This is a genomic window from Shewanella colwelliana (assembly GCF_001735525.1).
Taxonomy (GTDB): Bacteria; Pseudomonadota; Gammaproteobacteria; order Enterobacterales; family Shewanellaceae; genus Shewanella; species Shewanella colwelliana.
In genome coordinates this window covers 60,910-85,616 of sequence record NZ_MCBT01000048.1, presented here as the reverse complement: position 1 = coordinate 85,616, position 24,707 = coordinate 60,910, and the positions used below count along the sequence as shown (strand labels likewise).

21 protein-coding genes are annotated in these 24,707 nt (G+C 46.2%); 6 read left to right on the top strand and 15 right to left on the bottom strand.

What is annotated here, in order from left to right:
* Nucleotides 1-92: 92 nt before the first annotated feature.
* Nucleotides 93-509: a globin domain-containing protein gene (locus BEL05_RS18150; RefSeq protein WP_028762172.1), complete on the top strand. Its 417-nt coding sequence runs from the start codon at nt 93-95 to the stop codon at nt 507-509.
* A 16-nt stretch (nt 510-525) separates the two neighbouring features.
* Here BEL05_RS18150 and BEL05_RS18145 read toward each other — a convergent pair whose 3' ends face one another.
* The 7 genes from BEL05_RS18145 to BEL05_RS18115 form a co-directional block, all read right to left on the bottom strand.
* Nucleotides 526-963: a hypothetical protein gene (locus BEL05_RS18145; RefSeq protein ID WP_069672029.1), complete on the bottom strand. Its 438-nt coding sequence runs from the start codon at nt 961-963 to the stop codon at nt 526-528.
* 52 nt (nt 964-1,015) lie between these two features.
* Nucleotides 1,016-2,137, bottom strand: a complete 1,122-nt coding sequence (oleD, locus tag BEL05_RS18140; protein ID WP_069672028.1) for a 2-alkyl-3-oxoalkanoate reductase — start codon at nt 2,135-2,137, stop codon at nt 1,016-1,018.
* A gap of 12 nt (nt 2,138-2,149) precedes the next feature.
* On the bottom strand, nt 2,150-3,847 hold the full coding sequence (gene oleC / locus BEL05_RS18135) for an olefin beta-lactone synthetase (RefSeq protein ID WP_069672027.1): 1,698 nt from the start codon (nt 3,845-3,847) through the stop codon (nt 2,150-2,152).
* 23 nt (nt 3,848-3,870) lie between these two features.
* Nucleotides 3,871-4,743 (bottom strand): alpha/beta fold hydrolase, encoded by an 873-nt coding sequence (locus BEL05_RS18130; RefSeq protein ID WP_069672026.1) that lies wholly within the window; start codon nt 4,741-4,743, stop codon nt 3,871-3,873.
* A 91-nt stretch (nt 4,744-4,834) separates the two neighbouring features.
* On the bottom strand, nt 4,835-5,884 hold the full coding sequence (locus BEL05_RS18125; RefSeq protein WP_028762175.1) for a 3-oxoacyl-ACP synthase III: 1,050 nt from the start codon (nt 5,882-5,884) through the stop codon (nt 4,835-4,837).
* Between the two features lie 227 nt (nt 5,885-6,111).
* The gene (locus BEL05_RS18120; protein WP_245687027.1) at nt 6,112-7,374 is read right to left on the bottom strand and encodes a methyltransferase; all 1,263 of its coding nucleotides are present in this window, start codon (nt 7,372-7,374) and stop codon (nt 6,112-6,114) included.
* A gap of 69 nt (nt 7,375-7,443) precedes the next feature.
* Nucleotides 7,444-8,640 (bottom strand): chemotaxis protein, encoded by a 1,197-nt coding sequence (locus BEL05_RS18115; RefSeq protein ID WP_069672025.1) that lies wholly within the window; start codon nt 8,638-8,640, stop codon nt 7,444-7,446.
* Between the two features lie 183 nt (nt 8,641-8,823).
* Here BEL05_RS18115 and BEL05_RS18110 point away from each other — a divergent pair, with 183 nt between their 5' ends.
* Nucleotides 8,824-9,060, top strand: coding sequence for a DUF1289 domain-containing protein (locus BEL05_RS18110; protein WP_028762178.1), 237 nt, complete (start codon nt 8,824-8,826; stop codon nt 9,058-9,060).
* A 4-nt stretch (nt 9,061-9,064) separates the two neighbouring features.
* Here the strand turns inward: BEL05_RS18110 and BEL05_RS18105 are convergent, their stop codons facing one another.
* The 6 genes from BEL05_RS18105 to BEL05_RS18080 all read right to left on the bottom strand — a co-directional run bounded on the left by BEL05_RS18105 (nt 9,065) and on the right by BEL05_RS18080 (nt 17,413).
* The gene (locus BEL05_RS18105; RefSeq protein ID WP_028762179.1) at nt 9,065-9,430 is read right to left on the bottom strand and encodes a YajD family HNH nuclease; all 366 of its coding nucleotides are present in this window, start codon (nt 9,428-9,430) and stop codon (nt 9,065-9,067) included.
* 113 nt (nt 9,431-9,543) lie between these two features.
* Complete coding sequence (locus BEL05_RS18100; RefSeq protein ID WP_069672024.1) at nt 9,544-11,520, bottom strand: BCCT family transporter; 1,977 nt, start codon at nt 11,518-11,520, stop codon at nt 9,544-9,546.
* A gap of 288 nt (nt 11,521-11,808) precedes the next feature.
* Entirely contained in the window at nt 11,809-12,510 is a 702-nt protein-coding gene (phoU, locus tag BEL05_RS18095; RefSeq protein WP_069672023.1) for a phosphate signaling complex protein PhoU, read from the bottom strand.
* A gap of 40 nt (nt 12,511-12,550) precedes the next feature.
* The gene (gene pstB / locus BEL05_RS18090) at nt 12,551-13,369 is read right to left on the bottom strand and encodes a phosphate ABC transporter ATP-binding protein PstB (protein ID WP_069672022.1); all 819 of its coding nucleotides are present in this window, start codon (nt 13,367-13,369) and stop codon (nt 12,551-12,553) included.
* A 72-nt stretch (nt 13,370-13,441) separates the two neighbouring features.
* The gene (gene pstA, locus BEL05_RS18085; protein ID WP_069672021.1) at nt 13,442-15,094 is read right to left on the bottom strand and encodes a phosphate ABC transporter permease PstA; all 1,653 of its coding nucleotides are present in this window, start codon (nt 15,092-15,094) and stop codon (nt 13,442-13,444) included.
* Between the two features lie 60 nt (nt 15,095-15,154).
* Nucleotides 15,155-17,413: an ABC transporter permease subunit gene (locus BEL05_RS18080; protein ID WP_069672020.1), complete on the bottom strand. Its 2,259-nt coding sequence runs from the start codon at nt 17,411-17,413 to the stop codon at nt 15,155-15,157.
* Nucleotides 17,414-17,597: 184 nt separating this feature from the next.
* Between BEL05_RS18080 and BEL05_RS18075 the strand changes: the two genes are divergently transcribed.
* Together BEL05_RS18075 and BEL05_RS18070 are read left to right on the top strand one after the other, a co-directional pair.
* Nucleotides 17,598-18,092 (top strand): glycine cleavage system transcriptional repressor, encoded by a 495-nt coding sequence (locus BEL05_RS18075; protein WP_028762185.1) that lies wholly within the window; start codon nt 17,598-17,600, stop codon nt 18,090-18,092.
* A gap of 166 nt (nt 18,093-18,258) precedes the next feature.
* Nucleotides 18,259-19,101, top strand: a complete 843-nt coding sequence (locus BEL05_RS18070; RefSeq protein WP_069672019.1) for a DUF2797 domain-containing protein — start codon at nt 18,259-18,261, stop codon at nt 19,099-19,101.
* Nucleotides 19,102-19,271: 170 nt separating this feature from the next.
* On the opposite strand, the gene BEL05_RS18065 is transcribed toward BEL05_RS18070, so the two are convergent.
* Together BEL05_RS18065 and BEL05_RS18060 are read right to left on the bottom strand one after the other, a co-directional pair.
* Nucleotides 19,272-19,841 (bottom strand): DUF4136 domain-containing protein, encoded by a 570-nt coding sequence (locus tag BEL05_RS18065; protein ID WP_028762187.1) that lies wholly within the window; start codon nt 19,839-19,841, stop codon nt 19,272-19,274.
* Nucleotides 19,842-20,154: 313 nt separating this feature from the next.
* A complete protein-coding gene (locus BEL05_RS18060) occupies nt 20,155-23,115 on the bottom strand; it encodes a M9 family metallopeptidase (RefSeq protein WP_069672018.1) in 2,961 nt (986 codons plus the stop codon).
* A 348-nt stretch (nt 23,116-23,463) separates the two neighbouring features.
* Here BEL05_RS18060 and BEL05_RS18055 point away from each other — a divergent pair, with 348 nt between their 5' ends.
* Nucleotides 23,464-24,060, top strand: coding sequence for a LysE family translocator (locus BEL05_RS18055; RefSeq protein WP_028762189.1), 597 nt, complete (start codon nt 23,464-23,466; stop codon nt 24,058-24,060).
* Between the two features lie 22 nt (nt 24,061-24,082).
* A complete protein-coding gene (locus BEL05_RS18050) occupies nt 24,083-24,652 on the top strand; it encodes a DUF1415 domain-containing protein (RefSeq protein WP_069672017.1) in 570 nt (189 codons plus the stop codon).
* Nucleotides 24,653-24,707: the final 55 nt, after the last annotated feature.

The window sequence follows — 24,707 nt, the reverse complement described above, 5'->3', positions numbered from 1 at the left end:
TGCTAATGCATATATTTAATAAAAACATGGAAGTAGGTCTATAATTCCACGAGTAACTGATTGTTACCGTCTCACAAGGATTGAGGAGAGATATGAGCCTGACCAACAATGAAAAACAACTGATCAAACAGTCTTACACCCAGATCACGTCAGCGACCAGCAACTTTGCGGCCATCTTCTATGATTGCCTGTTCGAGCTAGCCCCCTTGATTCGCCCTATGTTCGTCAATGAACGTAATGTGTTTGAGCAGCACTTTAATGAAATTATTGCCACTGCAGTGGATAAAGTTAATGATTTTGAAACAATAGAAGAATCTTTATTGCAACTTGGTAGAATACACCGAAATTTTGGGGTCAATATCGGCCAGTTTAAAGTGGTAAAAAATGCCTTGCTGTTGTCAATCCAATATACACTTAAGCAGCAGTGTAACGAGGAGATAGAGCAAGCTTGGTCCCACTATTACGACTGTATTGCCGCTGTGATGATCCGTGGTTTAGAAACCGAATAACGAAAGCGGTAATCGACTAACGCTTTAACCACACCTCAAGCTCTTTCAGCTCACCATTCTCAATACGCTTGGTATGCCACGCTATTTGACCATTTTCGAGCACTTCTAACTGATACTCAAAGGTAAATGATGCTGATGCGTCGAATGAGTTAAGCGTTGGGTATTCAGTATATGTCGTGCCATCATAGACAAGGCGACCACTTGCCGCAGCCCACAAGGTGGGCGCGGCAGCTTCACTTTGCTGCATAGTCGTAAAGCTAAAATACTCCCCTGCAATCACTTTAATCGCAGTTAACCCGCGGCTTTGGTAATCCACCCACTGTTGATTTTCATCTAAATATTGACCCGACTGAAGCGACCATGCCCCATCAAGCGTCTCAACACGCCCGTGTGCTATAGCACTAGACACTGTCAGTACTGTCAGGAGTAAAATTGATGAGTAGTAAAAACGCATAGTCGTTCTCCGTAACCTTGCTCTCAACAAGACGCAGCCCCTAATATAGGGCTTAGTGAGCGGCAAGCCAATGGGCTAGCGCTTGCATCCCTTCATCAATTGACACTATGGGTTGATAACCTAAATCCTGTTTTGCCGCCGAAATATCGAAATAGTGACAGGTTGAAAGCTGTTTAGCGACAAAGCGCGTCATAATGGGTTCATTCGACTTACCCAATAGTCGATAGACATGCTCAAGCAGTGCGCCTACACCATAGGCAAGATTTGACGACACTCTTTTACTCACAGGGGGCAGCGACGCACAGGCCAAGATTTTGTTAAGCATTTCAGCCATAGTGATTGGTTGGTCGTTACTCAAAAAATAACACTTACCTGCCGCCAAGCTGTTCTCTTGTAACAAAGACAGCGCCGCTAAAATATGGGCGTAGGCGGCATTACCGACATAAATGGTATCGACTAACTTATCTTCACTGCCGACGAGCTTTAAACGTTTCGCTTTAGCACGCTCAATCACTCTGGGTACCAGATGCGGGTCTTCAGGCCCCCAAATAAGATGTGGGCGCAAAGAAACCGTTTTCAGCCTGGCCTCATTGGCTAAGGTGTTACCATTAGCGGCTACCACCATCTGCTCTGCTATCGCTTTGGATTCACCATAATAGTTCAGATAATGAGAGGCATAAGGAGCACTTTCATCAATGCCCGCTTCGTCTTCACCAGCAAAGGTGACACTTGGGGTACTGGTATACACCAACGAAGTAATGTTATGGGCTTTACAGCCATCAATAATGTGACGACAGCCGTCAACATTGGGCAAATAATAACTGGCTTTACTGCCCCAAACACCGGCTTTGGAGGCTACATGAAACACCAGATCGCAGCCTGTCATCGCCGCCTTCACTGCACTTGCATCGGCAATATCGCCGGATACCATATCAACACCCATCGCCCTAAGTTGAGGATAATCTCCCCGAGCAAAGCCCGTTACGGCAATACCCGCAGCGACCAGACGTTGGCAGATAGCTTTACCCAAAAACCCGCCTGCACCGGTCACAAACACTCTCGATACCTGGCTTGCCAAGGTGGCCAGAGCTTGACGTTCTAAAGGGTGAAATTGCAATAATGCATCATCTAGATTATCCGATAGCGGTGACACTGTTGGCGATGTCGTTGTCATTATCTTAAACTCCTATTCTTTATGGGTTTTCTGTGCCCATACAGCGAGCTTTTCTCTAAAAATCTTAGCGTTATGGCGAATATCTACCGGAAAATCCGGATGAATAAGAAAACGACTAATCCCCTGCGTTTGAGGGTAACGCTCGGCCAGTGCCGTTAATTCGGCGTATAGTTTGGCGCTTTCATTGCAGTTCACTCCCTGTTTAAGCTCAATACACACCAGCGGAGTGGGCAGACCTTTAACGGTTATTCCCACGAGTGCAGATCGCTTAATAATGGGATGGGTGTTAAATATCCGCTCGCAAGGTATAGAGAAGTATCGCTGCTTCCGAGTGTTTATTTGAGCATCAACACGATGCGCCTTACGGCCACACATCCATAAACGGCCCTGCGGATCGAGATAACCTAAGTCGCCCATACGGTGATAAATATCCCCCCCCTTACCCGGCACTTTAGCCTGCTTGGTTGCCCCGTCTCTATGGTAATAACTGCGGCTGACCATTGGCCCTTTAACGACAATCTCGCCAATTTCGCCCTCAGGGAGCCTTAGCGCATCATCCCACTCGGTGATCACCTGCTCAGTAATAGCGATCACCGCAATATCAACACCATCGATGGCGCGCCCAACACAGATCCCACCACCGTTGTCGGTCACGGCCGTGGTACTGAACAGCTCTTCACTCGCTATTTTACTCAAAGGTAGAGATTCAGTGGCACCGTAGGAGTTAAGTACATCAACCCCATCGGCCAACATTCGGCTAAAGCGCTGAATCGATGGAATGGTTGCAGGTGCTCCTGCCGAGATAACCCGCTGTAAGCTGGGCAACGAGTGCACACTATTGGCCATAGTGCCTGCTTGACCTAACCGCTCGATCAATGCAGGGTTAACAAACATATTGGTGCACTGGTACTTCTCAACCGCCGCAAAGATGTGATCGGGGTTAGCGGTAATAGGCTTACTGGCATCCATATCTGGTACGATTGATGCCATGCCTAATGCTGGACCAAAGAGTGAAAACAGCGGAAAAGTAGCGAGATCACGTTCGCCATCTTTTATCTGATAATCATGGCGTAATGCTTGGATCTGCGCTTCAAACATGCGGTGGGAATACACCGCACCTTTAGGTGTGCCGGTGCTACCGCTGGTAAACAAAATCGCGCACATCTCATCCGGGTCTAACTCCGCCATATCATAGGTTGCGTGCGCAGTATGTTGAGCCACTAACTCAGTGAGATTTACACCGCCCCAAAAAGCATTGCCATTCACTGTCAGTAACTTTTTAACCGACGCCTTGCCCCAGCCAAATAAACGTCTTGCAAGATGGGCCTTAGGAATACCAATAAAGGCATCTGGCGCCGCTTCTTCGAAACACTGTTTAAGGTTGTTAACGCCCATACCTGGGTCAACTAGGATAGGAATGATTCCCGCTTTGAATAGCGCAAAAGTGAGTGCAAAAAACTCAATACTGGGTGTAACCATCAACACGGCTTTCATACCACCATGGATACCATATCCATTGAGCGCTTGAGCCAATACATCACTTTGCCTATCCAGCTCGGCGAAGGAGAGTTCTTGATAAGTCAGTTTTTTTTGTAACAGCGGCAGCCCTTTGGCCTGCTGCACTGCAACAGCCAGCTTGTCAGGACTATTGAGCGCAGCAGATTTAAGGTGGCGACAAAGATTGGCGCCCTTGATGTGATAATCAGACATGGAGCGTCAACCTCGCCATTATGTTATTGGGTCATGAATTGTTTAATATGACTGACCACTTCCTCGCTGGCATCCTCAAGAATATAGTGTCCACAATCTGCAAACTCATGCACTTGTGCCTGCGGAAAACGTAACTTCCACTCATCAAGAAAATGTTTATCAAACACAAAATCTTGTAATCCCCAGCAGATCATCATAGGCACGTTTTTAAACTGTGCCAAACTGTCGGCGATATCCGATACCAGTTGATAATTTCTGTCTCCCGGTTTAAGCGGGATATCCTGTACAAATCGCAGCGTTGAGATGCGATTAGCCCACGAGTTAAAAGGTGCGACATAAGCTTTACGCACTTCAGCAGGCATAGGCTGACGTTTGACGCCAACATAGGATGCAATGGATGAGAACGCGTTGAAGCCTCTTACCAACGCTGTCCCTAACAAGGTATTGCGACAGATAGACAATGCCCATGGAAACGGCTTACTTTGAGGAAGATGAAATGCCCCCGTGTTGAGGATCACTAATTTTTTAATCCGCTCAGGATGACGCGCCGCAAACCCCATACCTATCATACCGCCCCAATCATGAACGATTAAGGTGATGTTTTGCTTAACATCTAAGTGATCCAGTAAGGCTTCAAGATCGTCAATACGGTTTTTTAAGGTGTAGTCATAACCGCTATCATCGGGTTTATCCGATAACCCACAACCAATATGGTCAGGCACGATACACTGGTGGGTCGCACTTAATGCCGCCACCACATTACGATAATAGAAAGACCAACTTGGGTTGCCATGTACCATGACAACAGGCTCACCCTCACCTTCGTTCACATATTGCAGTTTGTGACCATTTCTATCGAAAAAATGACGCGTACAGGGAAATAGCGTATCCAGCATGACCTTTCCTATTTACATTATTATGCTCAATGAGCGCCGTTAATGCGCTCACTGAGGGGAAAATCCGTTCGAGATTAACAAGGGTGGTGAATTACCACTTAAGTCCTAACATCATGCAGTTCAAACCACTGCCAATACCGAGAAAGCTGACCTGATCGCCCTTACGCAGAAAGCCTTGATCATGGGCCATAGCGGCTGTTACAGGCAGTGAAACCGTGCCCATATTGCCTAGCAACTGATAAGTAGGAAACTCTTTCTCTTGCGGGATATTAAGCGCGTTTAACACTTGTTTACGATTCGATGCGCCCACTTGGTGACAGATCACTTTGTCGACCTGCTCCACCAACCAATTACGTTGGGTTAAAAAGTGGCTCCAAGTATGACGAGCAAGCTCAACGCCTTCTTTAAGCAGTGCCACGCCATCGGTGCGCATAAACTCGCGATAGAGTTGAGGACCCGCTTCTTGCAGACCCCACTGGCACAAATTATGATGTTGTGGCGCAGAAAGGTGACTGGCTCCCAGCAGTTGATGCTGACGCTCACCCTTCAAGGGTAAACTACCATCAGTCAATAACACGGCCACCGCACCAGAACCGCCTGTCAGCGTCGCTAGGGATTGCGCGTAATTTTGCATGGTGGGTTCGGCAAGCATGTTGTCGATAGTGATATCAACGATATGGCGTGCTGATTCACAAGAGACCACAAGACCAGCCTTAATTTGGCCAAGCTCAATACGATTGGCAATATCTAATATACCCGATAACACACCTAGGCAGGCGTTACTGATATCATAGATAGCGGTATCCTTAGATACCCCAAGCTCTGCAGCAATGCGGCAAGCCGTTGCTGGCTCATGTTGATCTCGACAAACACCGGTATACACCACTGCACCAAGATCACTCACTTGTATACCCGTCTCTTCTATCGACTTATGTGCGGCCGCCAAGGCGCCATCGGATAGACGGTGTCCTTTTGGCCACCAGCGACGCTCGTGGATACCCGTCAATGCAGCTAGTTGCCCCATAGGGATCCTAAACTTTTGATACAAAGGGGCTAATCGGGATTCTAACTCTGAAGTGGAAACCACTTCAGGTGCCAGCTCATAGGCCAGACTATTTATAAAAACGCGAGAATATTTCATGAAACCGTTTTATTTCGCTCAATTAGTCAGCACCGAACGCGCCGACAATTATTATTATTCACTGTTAACCCGACATTTGAGCAAGAAACCGCTCATGATTCAATAGAAAACCTCGATATGACGGCTTTTTTCGACATAAAGCCACAAAACAGTATCTAATCCTTAAGCTGTTTACCCTTAGGTTACCTTGCAAACTAAGTTTTAATGCTTTCTAAACAGTTTGTTACTTACTCAACCGCACCATTTCGTTCACTATTTAAACAAGTGGCCGAGATCAACGTATTTCTGGGGCTGATATGCGGTGCGCAAAACTCACTGAGACTCACTTGATAGCCCGACTCCTGCATAAAGCAACATCTATCGAGGATCAACCAGCGCTCCAAGTGCGCTCGAAATAAGTGTGCGACTAGATCGATACGGCGGGTTAATCGCTGCCGAGTCAATCCTAACGTCTGATAGTGACTTGCAGACCAAGTTGGTGGCAATACAAGCTGCTTTTGCGCCGCAGCCCATTGACAAAACTGCTCAAAAGAGCCACTGAGTTGACTCTGTTTAACCGCCGGTATCGGCAAATAGCAGCCTGATTGGGTCACATCGCGCTGCAATGCATCGAAACCCAGTCGCCAAGCCACCTCTTGCAATCGCAGGCTGCGCGCTTTGTCATTAGCAATAGTGCTGTGTTGCAATGGCAGTTGTAGGTCGTGCTTACTGAGAGTCAGCTGACTAGCCTTAGCTTGCTGCGACAGCGGCTGATAGGTCTTTGCGCGTATGAGATGGTAACAACATGGGGAGATCACCACACTTTTTGTCCCCACGTTTGCCGCATGTTGCAGCAGCGCCACATGCAGATCACCGCAGGCATGCAAGGCCACTGCTTGTTGGTCGACTTTGAGTAGGGCACCACCTTGCGGCGAAAATGCATCGGCGCAGACAAACCGTTGTGGGAGCTGCCATTGCTTGGCAAACGCCGCGCCCTTATCACACAAGGTTTGCTGCCACTCAATGCTGGTGACCGCTCTATGTTGCGCTTTAGCGATTAAGCGCCCTAGATGGCCCTTACCCGCACACCACTCTAGCACCTCGGTATTGCTATGCTTTAACCCATTGCAAAATGACACAATCTGTTGCCATTTACGCCCTTTAATATGGGCACTAAAATGGGGCTGTTCAGCTGCAGATAAGCCTGGCACTAGCAGCTCATCAATATCATGTTGTTGAGGCTTTTTTGCTGTCAGCATATCGAGCGGCCAACACTGTCTAGTCGCAGTTAAATCGCGCTGAAGAGCTGGCAGTAAGTGAACCATTAACTGCTGTGGGTCGGCATCAATATCGTCAAGCAAATCATCTTCAATCGCCCAAACCTGTTTAGCTAACTCGGGGAACGCCACTCGCCAAGGCAGATCGATACACTCAAATGCTTTAACCTGCCACAATGCGCGACTCGCCATCAGTAAGCCATCGATTCGTTGAAATTGTTCACTATAAGACACTGCTTTACCCCAAAAAAATAAGGCGCTAAAAAGCGCCCTACTAGTTTAAACGTATTCACCCCATCAAGGCTAACTCATCACAGCCTTATTAGCCTGCTTTAACGCCATTCGTTTACCTAACCAAACCCCGAGTCCCAACGGCGCAAAAAACACCAGGGTGAGAAACAACACAAAATACAAAATCAAACTTTTTAGCGTCTTAGTTAGCTCCTGAAATACCACTTCAACGGTATTTTTAGATATTTCATCTAAATTAGCGGCCGCGGCAACACGTTCGCGCGCCACCATATCTTCAAGGGCTAGACGTTCATTTTTAACCATCACTTCCAACGCTTGACGTTCAATAGATAACTGGGCCAACTTATCGTCAGTCGATTCACTTAACTGCGTCAGCAACGGGCTCAACTCTTGACGTAAATCAACCGCCAGTGTTGCCATTAGCTCTGGGCTTTCTGCCATAAGCTGTTGAAAGCGTGCGGAGGTATCACTGATGCTCGAAAGTGTTTTTTGGATCTCATCGGCATTAATATTTGAGTGCAGCGCATAGAGTTCAGCTTTCCAGCCGAGTATTTTAGGCATCTGCTCTGCAATCATTGCCATGCGATCGGAAATATCACTCATCACCTCAGGCACGGTGCCGAATGTTGTGACCGCTTCAAACTCATTAATGTTTCTAAACGCCAACCAATCGTTGAATGCCGAACGTCGAGAAAAACTGATATCAGTCAGTGGGTTTTCAGTCACATGCTGCTGGATAAAAGCTTGATATTTTTTGAATTCCTCTGGGGTAACAAATCCCTGAATCGTGCGTTCGAAGTTATGCAGCAATCTTTGACTCGCGTCGATAGCAATGGATTGCTGCAGGCCAAAAAGCGCCTTACCTGCGCCTGTACTGAAATACTCTGTCATCTGCGCATTAAGCACCCAAGTATCCACCATTGCAGCCACTGGTGATGCTTGAAAAATCGTGCGCTGCAATGCTTGTTCACTGTTAATTTTCCACATCAAAGTGTTGGACTTAAGTGAGATAGCCGCAGACGACATAGGCACTTGCTCTGCCCCTGTCGTCAACTGTGCAATCTGATCGGCACTGCGCTCAACTTCGCTATAAAATGTTTGACTAAAATCTCGGCTAAATACGCGCATATTTAACTGCGCCTTAGGCAGTGGCTCAATGCCACTCTCTAATTTAACCTCAAGCAGTGAGCAGCCAGATAACGCAGCTAACATCATTAACGTTAACACCAGCTTTCGATTCAACCCCATAACATCACCTCAAATTTATTCACAATCCATTGAAATAAATAAATAAAATACTATTTGCATTTTAGCAACTGTCGGCAAAAAATTCTATCACGCAAAGGAGTGAACCTGTGTTTAACACAGTATTGAATCAAACAGGGGGCTAACGTAAAATGCCGTTTCACCTTTGAAAGAGTATCACAAAAGATGCAATCCCCCTGTGTAGCGCGCTGCGGCCTTAATGATGATGACATCTGTATGGGTTGTTTTAGATTAATCGATGAGATCGTTGGCTGGAGCCAAGCCAGTGAACTGGAACAACAGCAAATTTGTGACAACGCTATACAGCGCAAAGCGGTTGTGGCGAAGAGCGAAAATAGCCAGATCATCAGCCGAGCAAAATGGTTAGCCGCTGAAAAGCGCCTAAACGGCGCTAACAGCTAAACGACTACTTTTTATTCATCATCCCTTTTAAGTCAGCAAAAGGGTTATAAGTGGCCGCCTCCACTTTGGTTTCTGTCGTCGCACCATACTGAATAAGCTCTTCATATTTTGCATGCTCATTATCATGACAGTAGAGACAAAGTAGCTCCCAATTTGTACCATCTGAGGGATTGTTGTCGTGATTATGATCCCGATGATGTACCGTCAGCTCACGTAAATTAGAGTGCGTAAACTCTCTGGTGCAGCGCCCGCACACCCAGGGGTATAGCTTTAATGCTTGTTCACGATAACCCGTTTCCCGCTTAGCTTTATACTCACGAGCCTCTGCAAGCACTCTATCTAACTTACTCTGACCTTGATTTACAGACATACATAATTTCTCTAAAAACATCATCAATGCCCGCAAGCATAATAACAGTTGCTTGGCAGCGCAAACAAAAACGCCCAATCTCAGCGACGGGGCGTTTTTTAACAGTGAAATACCTAACTTTCGGACCTTAAATACTCTGAACTCGACAAGTGCAGGTAATGAAGATAACGCTCATATTGAGTCACGACGTCAGCTAGCAATTGCTCTTCGGTGTACCCCATTACATCATAATGTTGTCCACCATGCTCAAGAAACACCTCTACCCGAAAATAATTGGTGTCTCCCGTTTCTATTTCAGCTTCAATAGGATTTGGAATAGTATAAGCACGTACCCGCAGACCATAGACAAAGTCATGCTGCTCATCTTCATTAATAATTAAGCGAACCCGGTCTTCAATATCAAGCACTTGGGCGCGGATATTTTTTTCCACGAAGCGCTTTTCCGCTTTAGCTAAGGCGGGCCCTGCGACCGCTTCTAAATACTGTTGTGCTTGTTCATGGCTGGGGTGTGATAGCAATACATCAATGCGTTCCTCCCAACTCACATTCGTTTTTGCATATTGGACGCTGGTGTTGTGGGATTGAACACTGTTCACTTTTAACCAGTCATCCTGTAATGCTTTAAACAAACCAAAACACATCAACATCATCACCAATAAAAAGGGCATCGCACTCGCGATAGCGACCGTTTGGAGCGCCTGTAAGCCACCCGCAATTAACAACACCGACGCCACGAGCCCTTGCAACAACGCCCAAAAAATACGCTGCCATACCGGCGCATTGGCATCACCACCAGAGGTGAGGTTATCAATCACTAATGAGCCTGAATCCGATGAGGTGACAAAAAAGGTCACCACTAAACATAGGGCAATCGTCGACAAAAGTGTCGATGCTGGCATATGTTCAAAAAACTTAAACAGGGCTACTGACACGTCAGATGACACCGCATCGGCCAAATAGGCCGCACCATGGTTCATGATTGCGTCGATTGCCGTATTACCAAATACTGTCATCCATAAAAAGGTAAATGCCGAGGGAACAAATAACACCCCAATCAGAAACTCGCGAATAGTACGGCCACGAGACACCCGAGCAATAAACGTTCCGACAAATGGTGACCATGAGATCCACCACCCCCAATAAAGTAGTGTCCAGCCACCAATCCAGTCATTTTTCTGCTCGTAGGCGTACAAATTAAAGGTCTTACCGACAATGTCACTTAAATAGGCCCCGGTGTTCTGCACGAATGCCTGCAGCAATGCGACGGTGGGACCGAAAGCCAATACAAAGACTAACAACAGCACCGCCAGCCCAAGGTTTAATTCACTTAATCGCTTAACACCTTTATCAAGGCCTGAGAATACAGATACCGTTGCTATTAACGTGATGCAAATAATCAACACCACCTGAACGCTAGTCGAGATAGGTAACCCCAATAGATAATGCAAGCCTGAGTTAACCTGAAGCACCCCAAAGCCTAATGACGTTGCCACACCAAACATAGTGCCTAATACGGCAAACGTATCAACAATGTGACCGATTGGCCCATAAATACGATCGCCAATCAGCGGAAATAATGCACTTCGAGGAAGTAAGGGTAATTTATGGCGATAAGAGAAATACGCCAAGCTTAAGGCTACGACAGCATAGATCGCCCAAGCGTGTATGCCCCAGTGGAAGAAAGTGATCTTCATTGCGTCTTTTGCTGCCTGAATAGTTTCAGGTGTTGCATCAGGCGGGGCCAAGAAGTGCATGACAGGCTCTGCGACGCCGAAAAACATTAAGCCTATACCCATGCCGGCAGAGAACAGCATGGCAATCCAGCTTTTGTAACTGTAATCGGGCTCAGCATGGTCAGGACCCAATTTGATATCACCAAATCGGCTAATCATCACAAAAATGATAAATATTAGAAATATTGCAACACCTAAGATATATAGCCAGCCAGTCTTCACCTCTAGCCATAGTTGAACGGACTTAAATATAACTTGTGCTTGCGTTGGCCACACAGCCCCAACAAACACCATACAAAAAATAAGAAATACCGATGAATAGAAAACCGGTGGATTGATACTCGATTTTATCGCCATAACGCCTCGCATAACGAAAACAGGCCTAGTCCACGATTAGACTAGGCCCAACTTGACGCTCTTCACTCTCCACACTCAATTGTTGAGGTGGGATAATTTAGTTATTAACTATGTGAGCGTCGCGGCGGATTTTATAATGACTTTTCGCAAGGAACTGTGACAAAACAACAAATTATATAAAATTATCTTTACCTGAAATATCATCAAGTACGACCAGAATCTCCAGAGCGTAAACCTAAAAAAGCAGCACAAAGTGCTGCTTTTAATGCTTGCTCAATAGTGAACAGCTTAGATCTTTTTCATCTCTTCATAAGAGGTATGACGTACATCTTTACCCTTAACGTAATAGATGATGTATTCACAGATGTTCTGACATCTATCGCCCACACGTTCGACCGCACGCGCCGCCCACAGCACATCTAATACCTCAGGGATAGAGCGAGGATCTTCCATCATATAGGTCATCAACTGACGAATGATCCCCTCATACTCACTATCGAGTTTCGCATCCTCTTTATGCAGTTCCATCGCCACTTCGGCATCCATACGCGCCAAGGCATCCAGTGTAGCGTGCAAGGTACGAGTCGCATGGCGACCCATATTTTCGATACTCACTAGCAGCGGCTGCTGGTTTTTCAAGCGCTTATCAAGAGCCGCGTTGGCAATTTTAACGCAGGCATCACCGATACGTTCTAAATCGGCAATGGTTTTCGAGATAGCAATGATCAAACGTAAATCACTTGCCGCAGGCTGACGTTTAGCAATGATGCGTGTGCACTCTTCATCAATAGCCACTTCCATACCGTTAACTGTATGGTCGCCATCAATGACCTTTTGCGCCAAATCGGCATCCAGCTTGCCCAGAGCGTCGAGAGACTGCTCTAACTGACGTTCAACCAAACCACCCATCGCCAACACGCGGTTACGAATATCATCCAACTCAGCATTGAACTGACCAGAGATATGCTTATTTAAATTCATGTTTTCCATTAAAAATTAACCTTATCAATTCAAATGTAGTGTCGGGTGATTAGCCATAACGACCAGTAATGTAATCTTCAGTTTTACGCTTTTTAGGCGTGGTGAAGATGGTATTGGTGTCTGCGTATTCGACCAGTTCGCCCATATACATGAATGCAGTTTGGTCTGACACACGTGCAGCTTGTTGCATGTTATGAGTCACGATCACTACGGTATACTTTGACTTTAGCTCAGTGATCAGCTCTTCAATCGTCAGTGTAGAGATAGGATCTAGCGCTGATGTTGGCTCATCGAGCAACAAGACTTCCGGCTCAATCGCTATCGCCCGTGCTATCACTAAACGCTGCTGCTGACCACCAGAGAGGCCAAATGCATTGTCGTGCAAACGATCTTTCACTTCATCCCAAATCGCAGCGCCACGTAATGAACGTTCGGCGGCATCGTCTAATTCACGGCGATTGTTGATCCCCTGTAGACGCAAACCATAAACCACATTCTCATAAATAGACTTAGGAAAAGGATTAGGACGCTGAAATACCATACCAACATTGCGGCGCAGTGATGCGACATCAACCTTCTTGTCATAGATGTTTTGCCCATGGAGCAGAATTTCACCACCAATGTTGCAATTATCCACTAAGTCATTCATACGGTTAATGCAACGCAGTAAGGTAGACTTACCACAGCCACTTGGGCCAATAAAAGCAGTCACCTTCTTCTGAGGTATCTTCATCGACACGTCGAACAGTGCCTGTTTATCGCCATACTTAAGATCCAGATTACGGATCTCTAACGCCGTTTGCTCAGGGCTTAAGTTGTCTAAATCTAAAGTCTCTGTTTTCATTACCGACTTATCTATCGAAATCATAACGTTTCCTAATCACTTCAGGATATCTGTTTATTAACGCCTGAGCCATGCTCAGGCGTATTAAATATAGGGTTAATGTTCTAACGAGCGATACTTCTCACGCAGGTGGTTACGAACAGCAATGGCCGTTAAATTTAAACTGACAATCACTGACACCAATAAGAATGAGGTGGCATACACCAGCGGACGAGCCGCTTCTACGTTCGGGCTTTGAAAGCCAACATCATAGATATGGAAACCTAAGTGCATAAACTTACGTTCCAAATGTACAAATGGGAAATTCATATCAATAGGCAGTGTCGGGGCAAGTTTTACCACACCGACCAACATTAACGGGGCGACTTCACCTGCCGCACGGGCAACCGCTAAAATGAGGCCGGTCATAATGGCAGGGCTTGCCATAGGCAAAATGATTCGCCATAACGTCTCAGCCTTCGTTGCCCCCAACGCTAAACTGCCTTGACGCACAGAGCTTGGAATACGGCTTAATCCCTCCTCAGTAGAGACTATCACTACTGGCAAGGTTAAGATGGCTAAAGTTAACGCCGACCAGATAACCCCTGGCGAGCCAAATGTTGGTGTTGGCAAGGCTTCTGGGTAAAACAACTGATCGAGTGAGCCACCGAGCATATATACAAAGAAGCCAAGGCCAAATACACCGTAAACAATTGATGGCACACCCGCTAAGTTAATCACCGCAATGCGGATCATTTTAGTGACAGGACCTTTTTTGGCATACTCATGCAGATAAATGGCGGCAATCACCCCAAATGGCGTCACGATAACGGCCATCAACATCACCATAAAGACGGTACCGAATATCGCAGGGAACACCCCGCCTTCGGTATTCGCTTCACGAGGATCGGCACTAACAAAATTGCCGATGCCTGCGAACCAGTGGCCCACCTTGCCTAAAATGCCAAGATGATTTGAATAGGTCACATCAAGAATACTGTCGAGTCTTAAGGTCACCTCTTCACCGCGCATATCTCGAATGATCACCGAGTCACGAGCCGCTTCTTGGCGCAGGGCAAAGAATTCATCTTCTAGCAGCTGGTAATCGGCTTGCAGCTTGTCGCGTTCTGCTTGCAGCGAAAGTTTTCGACTGTCAGTTAAGGCATTATCTAACTCGTAGCGACGCTCTTTAAGGCGCAAATTTTCAAGCTGATAATTGATGGCACCAATCTCACGTTTTTGCAGTTCAACGGCACGATCATTTAGTTCAACCGCGCGCTCGATATGTTCCTCAAACGACGCCTCTACATCATCTAATGCTAAACGCTTACCATCTTCGATAATCGCCAATGGATAACCATAGAAATCGCCGTTTTTAGTTCGCTCCATCTTAGCCACATCCTCAGGCTTAGAGCGAGAAACGATATCAGTGGCTAATACCCAGCGAAAATCTAAACCAACAAACTCACGGTTACCCGTTTTAATCAGGTAACGGGTGACCATCTCGCCAGGGTCTTGTTTAAACTTGTGACCTGCAGAGATAAGTCGCTCTGTCGGCACCTCTTCTCGATCATAAATCTCACCTATGATGGTTGATGAGACGCCTTGTTGGTCCACCAGCTCCCACTGGTAGATCTCGGCTGGCCAAAAGTAACTTAAACCGCGCCACGCAATTAACAGCAGCAGACCCAATACGGCAATCAAACTAATACTGACAGCACCGCCTGTCATCCAGATCCAGGGGGAACCCGATTTAAACCAATTACCCATTACATAAGCCTCTTAAGGTCACAGGCGAAATACTTGAAATTGTTATCATACTGGCCTCCATTACAGTGAGCTGTAGCGTTCACGTAGACGCTGTCGTACCACTTCAGCAATGGTGTTAAAGAAGAAGGTAAAGATAAACAGTACAAATGCTGCTAGGAAAAGCACCCGATAGTGTGAACTACCAATCGCCGATTCAGGCATTTCTACTGCGATATTCGCCGCAAGTGTCCGCATCCCTTCAAACACACTCCACTCCATAATGGCGGTATTACCGGTTGCCATCAGCACAATCATGGTTTCACCCACCGCACGACCTAACCCCATCATTACTGCAGAGAAAATACCAGGACTCGCAGTGAGTAACACCACCCTTGTCAGGGTTTGCCAATCCGTCGCCCCTAAGGCCAAACTACCATTGGATAAGTGACGCGGTACGGAGAACACAGCATCTTCGGCAATCGAGAAAATAGTTGGAATGACCGCAAAGCCCATAGCGATACCAACCACTAGCGCATTTCGTTGGTCGAACGTGATGCCCAATTCATTGGTAATGAACATGCGTGAATCACCACCGAATAAGGCCAGTTCCAATGTCGGACTGATATAGAAAGAGAACCAGCCAACAAAGATAATAACAGGCAGTAACATCAACTCCTGGTAAACCTCTGGTAAACGCTGTTTCCAACGACCAGGTAGCTTATGCCACGCAAATGCAGACGTTAAGATACTTATTGGCAGCATAAACAGCAGCACGAGAATCCCGGGCAGGTTGTCTTCAATAAGCGGAGCTAACCAAAGACCCGCCAAGAAACCCAAGATGACGGTGGGTAAGGCTTCCATGATCTCAATAGTAGGTTTGACGACGGCGCGCACTTTGGGAGACATAAAATAGGCGGTATAGATAGCCCCGGCAATCGCCAAAGGTGTCGCAAACAACATCGCATAAAGCGCCGCCTTCATGGTGCCAAATGCTAATGGCATTAAGCTCAGCTTGGCTTCAAAATCATCAGAACCTGACGTGGACTGCCATACATATTGCGGCTCTGGGTACCCTTCGTACCATACCTTGCTCCACATGGCACTCCACGAAACCTCCGGATGACTGTTCTCAACCGAAAGCAGGTGTAAACGTCCCCCCGCCTCTACTACTAAAGCATTTGAGCGAGGGCTAAATCCCATCTGCTGTGGTGCTTTGATATCAAACGTTTCAGTAAACAACTTGCGTTGGCTAGTGGTGTAGAGCAAGTTTAACTCGCCACTTTCACTTATGGTTGCAAAGCTCTTACGATAAAACTCACTGGCAATACTTTTTACGCCAGCAGAGTTTTTAAAGTCCCTAATGGCTTGATATTGACGACCTGTATCACCATTGACTTGAAAGTACTGTACAACAACGCCATTGTCATAACTGACTAGGATTGAACTCGCTCCGGCCAGCAATGCCACATCACTTACTCGGGTCTTGGCACGATCTAACTCAATCACTTGCGCCAAGGTTACTGCGTCAGCATCACGAATATCGTAAACAAAGAGACGATCCCCTGCGCGAAGCAATAGCTGACGTTGGTCGGGAGTCATCAATTGTTGATTGACCTGTTGCGGCGCATCGTCAATCACACTTGAGGTTGCCACCCACTCAACCTCTTCTGTCATCATGTTCTCTTCACCTTCATGACGCGTAAGATGCCAGCGCTTATTATCGTCTTGATACGCAAAGCTCATCATGTCAGAACTCGAAGAGAAGGCGAGTTGGTTTAAACTATGGCCTGAACCGTCAACACTCAGAGGTGTCACGCCCAGTGGATACCTAAGACTTGGCGTGATCACCCGCTTATTATCTGGGTAAGTAACAGAGAAATTGATACCAGCTATCACCACTTGGCCATTCGATAGGCCAAATGCAAATCGTTGCTCACTAGGCATTGATGTAGCGCTGCTAACCACTTGGGCATTGGCAGGCAGTTCAACTTCTGCTTCCATCAATAGCTGAGCAGTCGCCGATTGATAAAAAGCCACTTTGCCATTTTCGGCTACACGATAAATAATCTCATTTTGCTCATCACTTCCCACCATTAACGCGGCGACATCGTTATTTTGTAACTCGACGCTCATTATCGGCTGGACATCTGCACCATCAAAAATAGGCTTAACTACATAGAGCAGATAGAAAAAGATCAACAACAATGCGACAAAAACCATAGTGCCGCCCAACGTGACACCGGCTTGAGTCAACTTATCTTTAAATGCTCTGCGACTTGAGCCTTTCCCCATCAACAACTGTGATGCAGCAGAACCAGGTTGGGTTACCTGAGTTTCCATTAAAAACCTCGTTAATTATTGTTCAGTAGAGTTTTTCACTGGGATTGTCGTTTCGGCTATGTTAACTATAGTGAAACAAAACACCCCTTTATCTGACCTTTGGGATTATATGACGCAAAGATGACACTATTGTTACAACGCATAAATGTCATCGATATTAAACAACTTATGGAGCTTTAGCGAAATGTTAAGATATTTAGTGACACTGCAAGTCGCCGATAAATCAGGATTAGTGGAACAGATAGCCCATGTTATCAGTCGCCATGGCGGGAATTGGTTAGACTCAGAGCTACGTCATATCGATGGTCTCTTCGCTGCCATACTACTACTCGAAGTCCCCGCTGCGAATTGGGAAACCCTGTTAGAAAATTTGGAGTGTATAGAGGGGTTAACGCTTACCTATGCTAAGACGACCAAAGCGATTGCCCCACAGACCTACCAAAACTACTCATTGGTGGCCTATGACAGGCCCGGGTTAGTTCACCAAATATCAAATAAGATTAGTGACTTAGGTATCAATATCGAACGACTATCGACCTGCTATGAGAGCGCAAGTCATACCGGAGTAGCCCTATTTAGAGCCACCTTTAGTCTAAACCAACTTGACGATGCCGCGCAGCAGCAACTGACTCAGGCACTGTATGAACTCGGCGATGATGTCGTGCTTGATATCATCTAATCGACTGTTACACCTTATGGCAAGGACAGAACGATTCATTATTCTGCCCTTGCAATCGGTTAAATCTATCAAAGTTAACAACAACAATCTGATATACTCTGCATTATTGTTTATAAGGTGTTGAAAATAAAGCTTCACCTGCTCTATACCTATTTGGACTCCAAACATGCACAACTCCCCGCTCATCGGCACAATAAAGAAAATGCGCGCTAGCCTAGATAACAACAATCAAGTCCAGTATCAGCTACCGCTCGGCGAACAGCTTATCGAGATGAACCCATTGATCGGACAACAGGTCACTCTCACCCACAGCGGCAATATCTATTGCTGCAACTGCAATAAAAAAACCAAAAAGAGCTTTTCTCAGGGACACTGCTTTAACTGCATGCGCAAACTCGCCAGCTGCGACATGTGCATCATGAAACCGGAAACTTGCCATTTCGCCGAAGGCACATGCCGCGAGCCACAATGGGGAGAAGAAAACTGTTTTGTGCCGCATTATGTTTACTTGTCAAACACTTCGGGCTTAAAAGTGGGTATCACACGTCATACTCAATTACCTACCCGCTGGATCGACCAGGGAGCTACACAAGGGCTGGCCATTTTAAAGGTCTCTAGCAGACAACTATCTGGGTTAGTAGAAGTTGAACTCGCTAAGATGATCAACGATAAAACCAATTGGCGCACTATGTTAAAAGGTAATGCTGACCCAATGGATCTTGTTGCCCAGGCAGCCGAGTTATTGCCGCAAATTGAAAGTAAAATCCATGAGCTAGCTATGTTGCATGGTGAGTATGCGATTGAGATACTCAAAGGCGACATTCAGGAAATTGACTATCCTGTCACGCAATTTCCGACCAAAATAGCTTCGCACAACTTTGATAAGGAACCAGTAGTTACCGGTAAATTAGAGGGAATTAAGGGGCAGTACTTGATTTTTGATACAGGGGTGATCAATTTGAGAAAGTTCACCGCTTATGAGATCTCGGTCGAAAGCCAAGCCTCATAGTCTTTAATTATAACAAGCGTTAACAGCATCACTCGCCGTTAGCGCTTGCCTAAATTAACCGGTTTAGGGATTGTTTATACTGATTTTAACCCTCAAATTTACCTATTTAGCACACTGAACAACCCCTGCTTTTTTCGCGCTAATCGACAGCCTTTCGCAATCTGTGACTCTTAGTCTTGATTTGGTACCGACTTCAACATCGCATTGACTAATGATTCTAAACGCGGTTGACGCTTGCCATCTTGATGGGCTAAATCAGTAAAGCCTTGAGTTAATACACGCCATGCAGGCATCGCTTGATAAGGCTGAAACATCACCAACATCACAGATCCCTTCTCATACTGGCTCATGTCGACGCCCTGCTCCGACAAGCCCGCGACTAACCCCGCTCTTTTAAGGATCTCTTTGTCACTCATCTCAGAGCCAAGTGCCACACCAAACCCCAACAAGAGATCAGGCGAATCTTGAGCCGTAACTTGCTGATAGCCCTTATCTTGCATCACCTTTATTAATGCACTTTGCATCGCGACATTTAACTTATCGCTGTCTACACGCTCGTCGACTTTAACGGTGGCAACACTGGGGTGTAACGCAAATCGCTTTGTGTTGGCGCTGATAAAACTTAAATCACCTGTCGCAACGGTTGTGGTGCGATCAGATTGGGGCATAAGCTCATCATCCTGCGTTACACAGGCTGTCAATAGCAGTGCTACGACCATCATTAATATCTTGTTCACCATAGATAAAGCTTCCCTCTTGTCTGTTTGGCACAGTTTAGCTCACTCAAAATTAACCTATCCTGACTGAGATGCAATCTCTATTTCTCAGCGGTTGCGCTTTCATGGCTGCTTGGTCGCTATTTATATCGAAGGATATAAGCAAATGATTGGCCTAGAGCGTTCTGAGTACGAATTCAAGACAAATGAATAATGAAAGGCTCGCTTGTGCAGTTATTCAACACCAAAAGACTCATCTAAAAGCTGGCCAAGAAGCATGCACCCAATAAAAACACCGACAATGATGTCGGTGTTTTTTGTTACACAACTTTAGCGATTATTGAGGTGTGACATTAACCACTAAGCTGGCACCGCTGCTCGATGGGGCACCGTCTGCGCTAATGTAATACCAACCTTCATTCGGTGAGGTGACTGTGATCGATTCTACATTACCACTGTTCTCCGATTTAGCGTCAAAGCTCGTAGGGCTTGCCCATGTTGAACCATTGGCATAGAGGTTCACATTGCCCGTTCCGTGCGCGGAGTCAATCGAAATAGACGCCGTATCGCTTGGCACATAAAAGTAATAACTTGAGTGACCGTCGGCAATACAGATGGCTTCACCAAACGCTAATCCACCGTAACTATATGGACTCAAGGTTGCACAGGCATCGCTGACGATTGTAGGCGTTGTGCCACCGTTGTTGCCACCACCTGTAGCTGGCGCTGTCAAACTAACTTTTAAGCTAACACCATCGAACGCTTGCGCTGTAGAGGTGGATACATAGACCCAGCCACGGTTAGCCACCACATCAATTAACTCGTTATTACCTGAGGTCACTGACTTAGCCGTAAAGCTATTTGCCCCAGCCCAAGTATCTTGGCTGAAATAGAGGTCTACATCACCATTACCGCCCGCAGTTGAAATGTACAACTGAGTATTATCGGCAGCGACGTATGTGTAGAAGTAGTTAGTCCCCGCCCCTGACACACACTCGACCTGCTCTTGGTTTAGGTTGCCATCGTTGAGCGTTGTCGCGCCACAATGCTCAACCGGTTCTGTCCCGCCACCATTGTTGGCGTCAGCATTGTCACCGATACCATTACCATTTTCATCGGCCCACTCTGTTGCATCTAATGGGAAAACATCGCTGTTATCACCGTAACCATCACCGTCGCTGTCAATGGTTTCGCTACTATCTAGTGGAAATGCGTCGCGGTTATCACCAACCCCATCGCTATCACTGTCTAGGGTTTCTGTTGGATCAAATGGAAAAGCATCATCGCTGTCGGCAACGCCGTCACCATCGCTATCGAGCGGCGGCACCACGACACCGCCATCAAGCGGGGTATCGTTGCTGCTAACAGTCAGTAACCATGCGTTCCACTCACTGTCATATTGAGTTCCTATGGTGTCATTAATGTAGTTCAGCCACTCGCTTGCCTCCCCGCCCCGAGCATGCACGAGTAACGCATCTACATCGGCACGATGGTTCTCAAACAAGAAGCGCACAGCAAGATAGCCCCAACGATACACTCTGTCAGTACCGCTGTTGTAGGTATTTGACAAGATTTCACTTAAGGTAAATGCTTGGCTGCGGCCAATAGTCACCGCCTCATCGTAGCGATTTTGGTGAGAGATATATTCCGCTAACCCCTCAGACCACCAAACTGATTTCCCCGTATCAATGTCGAAGTAATTGAATGCACCATATTGATTAAAACGTCCATCAAGATAGTGCACGTACTCGTGGCGTAAGTTCCAAACCAACACCTCATCGGTCCACGTGGCTTCGTGTGCAATAAACCTTGCTTGGTTGCCCACTTGTGATGGCGTGCCCTCAAGATACATACCACCATTATCGGTACTAATACCAAAAATAGTGCCCGCATATTGATCATAGTCATCATAGCTGTTGAAAATATTAACTTCGAGATTGGTGTTCAGATCATCTGCGACCGGTTGATTCCCCGTGGCTAAGATGTCGTGAAATAGTATCTCTTCACCACCCATGAGATCGCACGATTGCTGCAACTCAGCATTGCTCATCTCTTGCGCACGAATATTGATGGTGTCGCTGCAACTGTACTGAATAGACAGCACAGTATTTTCAAGTTCATCGGCCCAACCACAGATACCAAAGGCCTCACACTGCCCTGGATTGTAATAGTCAAGGTAGCCGGCAGCATCAGCCCACTCTTTAGAGAGACGTTCAAACTTGTTCATGTAGGTTTGAACACCGCTGTTTAAATCAGTTTTCAAGCTCGCAGGTAAAGCCCAATACTCTTGATATTCGTAGAAACGACCGAACTCATGAAAGGCGTCAGTGGACTCCCAGTTATAGGCCGAGTTAATAATGTAATCAGAGGTCGCGACCTTTAGCAATGCTGCACGCAACGCATCATATTCCATTGACGCTTTAGTGTATGTCGCATCCCAATTGCCATTATAGAGGGTAGTTAACGCCTTTGTTAATGCCGAGCGGTGCTGGCTTTCCGCCAAGTGGGATTCACTGAATCCGTTGAGATAGGCAGTGATTGCAGGAACCGCTTCGTAAAAACTATCAGCGCTGTCCCAAGAGATAAAGAACTCTTGCAGAGTATTACCTTGCATGGCGCCAGTATCTGACATTGCTGGATTCTTAGAGTACTCGATTAGCAGGTCACGTAACGCATCGGCAGGCAGTGTGTCGTTATAAGTCAGCCCATCATTGTAGTACTCAATGTAAAACGCACCGCGAAGGAAATAAAACAGGTTAAGCATTTCACTGCCGCTAGTGCTGTCATAGGTGGCCGCATTGGCTTTAGCAAGGTTAGCTACATCAATGACATTTTGCGCTTGGTAAGCGGCAATCGATGTGGCATCGTTTTTAGAATAAAGCTCTGATATACAAGAGAACTCAGCTTGGCGGACAAAATCATATAACGCTTGCCCTGTTAGCCCATCAAATTGGCTATAGCCATTACAGGGGTCAACTTCTGCTTCAGGGCCTCCAACGCCCATCGCGCCAACCATACCAGGCAGACCAGTAACCGTTTTACTTTTACTCTCAAGTGTTGGCACATGGTGAGCTAAACGGCTCGATCCTTTGGGTTTACGCGCCTCTTTATTAAAGCGTGCTTGACTGCTGGTAACCGTTTGCTCTTTGGGGTTAATCTGTTGGGTCGGTGCTGTAAGCGAACTGTGTTCACTCGCCAGTGCAGCCATAGAAGGCATAATTGCTACAGAACATGCCATGGCAATTATTGACTGTCGAAATCGATGACGGTTTGTGATTCTAGGTTTGACTATTTTCATCTTGGTCTCCTGACCGACAACGCCTATTTGGGCTTTGCCATTACTCAGTTTTTAACTAATGCCACGCGTTCTCTGTGCATGTGCATTGCGGTGTTCCACACCCTGTCGCCGAGATAGGTTAACAAGATGTTACACTCAAGTTATATTTTATACAGTATCCCATTGCAAGCTTTATTGACGGGAGAATCATGGAAGATTGCCAAGATGTCAACGATTGCTGTCATTAAATTTATATATTTATCAAGGATTTATAGATAAATGTTTATGATGAGTATTTTTTTCTGGTCTGTTGAAAAAATGTCAGCGATGATGTCACTTTAATTTCAATAGAAAGTGAAGCACTTGTCCATAGAACTCATTTTTGCTATCGCCTTGTTTGCCTTTTCATCGGGGATCACCCCTGGGCCTAATAACATCATGTTAATGACATCAGGCGTCAATTTTGGCATTCGACCAAGCTTGCCTCACCTAAGCGGGATCTGTATTGGGTTTCCCTGTATGGTACTGGCCATCGGGTTAGGCCTCAGCGCACTGTTTCACAGTTATCCTATTTTGCATCTCATCATTAAATATGTCGGTATCGGTTATCTACTTTATTTAGCTTGGCTCATCGCCAATAGCAGTAGCAAGATGGATGGTAAACAAACTGCCAAACCCTTGAATTTTTTCCAAGCAGCAGCATTTCAATGGGTTAATCCGAAAGGCTGGATAATGGCTGTCGGTGCAGTGGCAACCTTCACCTCGTTGGATCAACCACTGCTGGACCAAGTGCTACTTATTGCCACGGTTTTTCTCAGCGTGGCATTTCCTTGCGCTATAATCTGGTTGGGATTTGGCGTGGCATTAAAACGCCTATTAAAGAATCAACGCCAGCAAAAGATCTTCAACATTTCCATGGCGCTCTTGCTTGTCCTCTCTATCATCCCTATGATCGGTTCAAATTAACGGGATTTTAGTAGGACAATCGATGACGGCTCCCGATAGCGATACCCAAAAAGAATTGGAAATGGCAGCCCAACACACTAAAAATTGGGTTAAAGATGTAATAATGAAATACAACATCTGCCCTTTTGCTCGCCAAGAAGTGGAACGTCAAACCATACGTTATGCCGTCATTGATAAACGTAAGCTCACAGAGGTATTAGAAGCTCTCATCGTTGAATGTCAGTTTTTGGATAGCCATCCAGAAGTTGAAACCACGCTATTTGTATTACCTACAGGCTTTGAAGGTTTTTATGACTACCTCGACTTAGTAGATATAGCGACGGATCTGCTGCAGGAGCAAGATTACGAAGGCGTTTACCAACTCGCCAGCTTTCATCCAGACTACTGCTTCGATGGCGAACCACAAGACAGCGCAGCGAACTTTACCAATCGTGCCCCCTACCCGACGCTGCATATCATTCGAGAAGTGAGCATGGAAAAAGCCTTAACCAGCTTTGATGACCCTGAGTCTATTCCCGAGCGCAATATCACTTTTGCTGAGCGAAAAGGCAGTGAGTTTTTTATCAAGCTGCTTCAGCACTGTAAACGCTAAATCGCCGATCCCATTGCGGCAAGACAACTTAGCGTACGACATCCATAATCAGAGG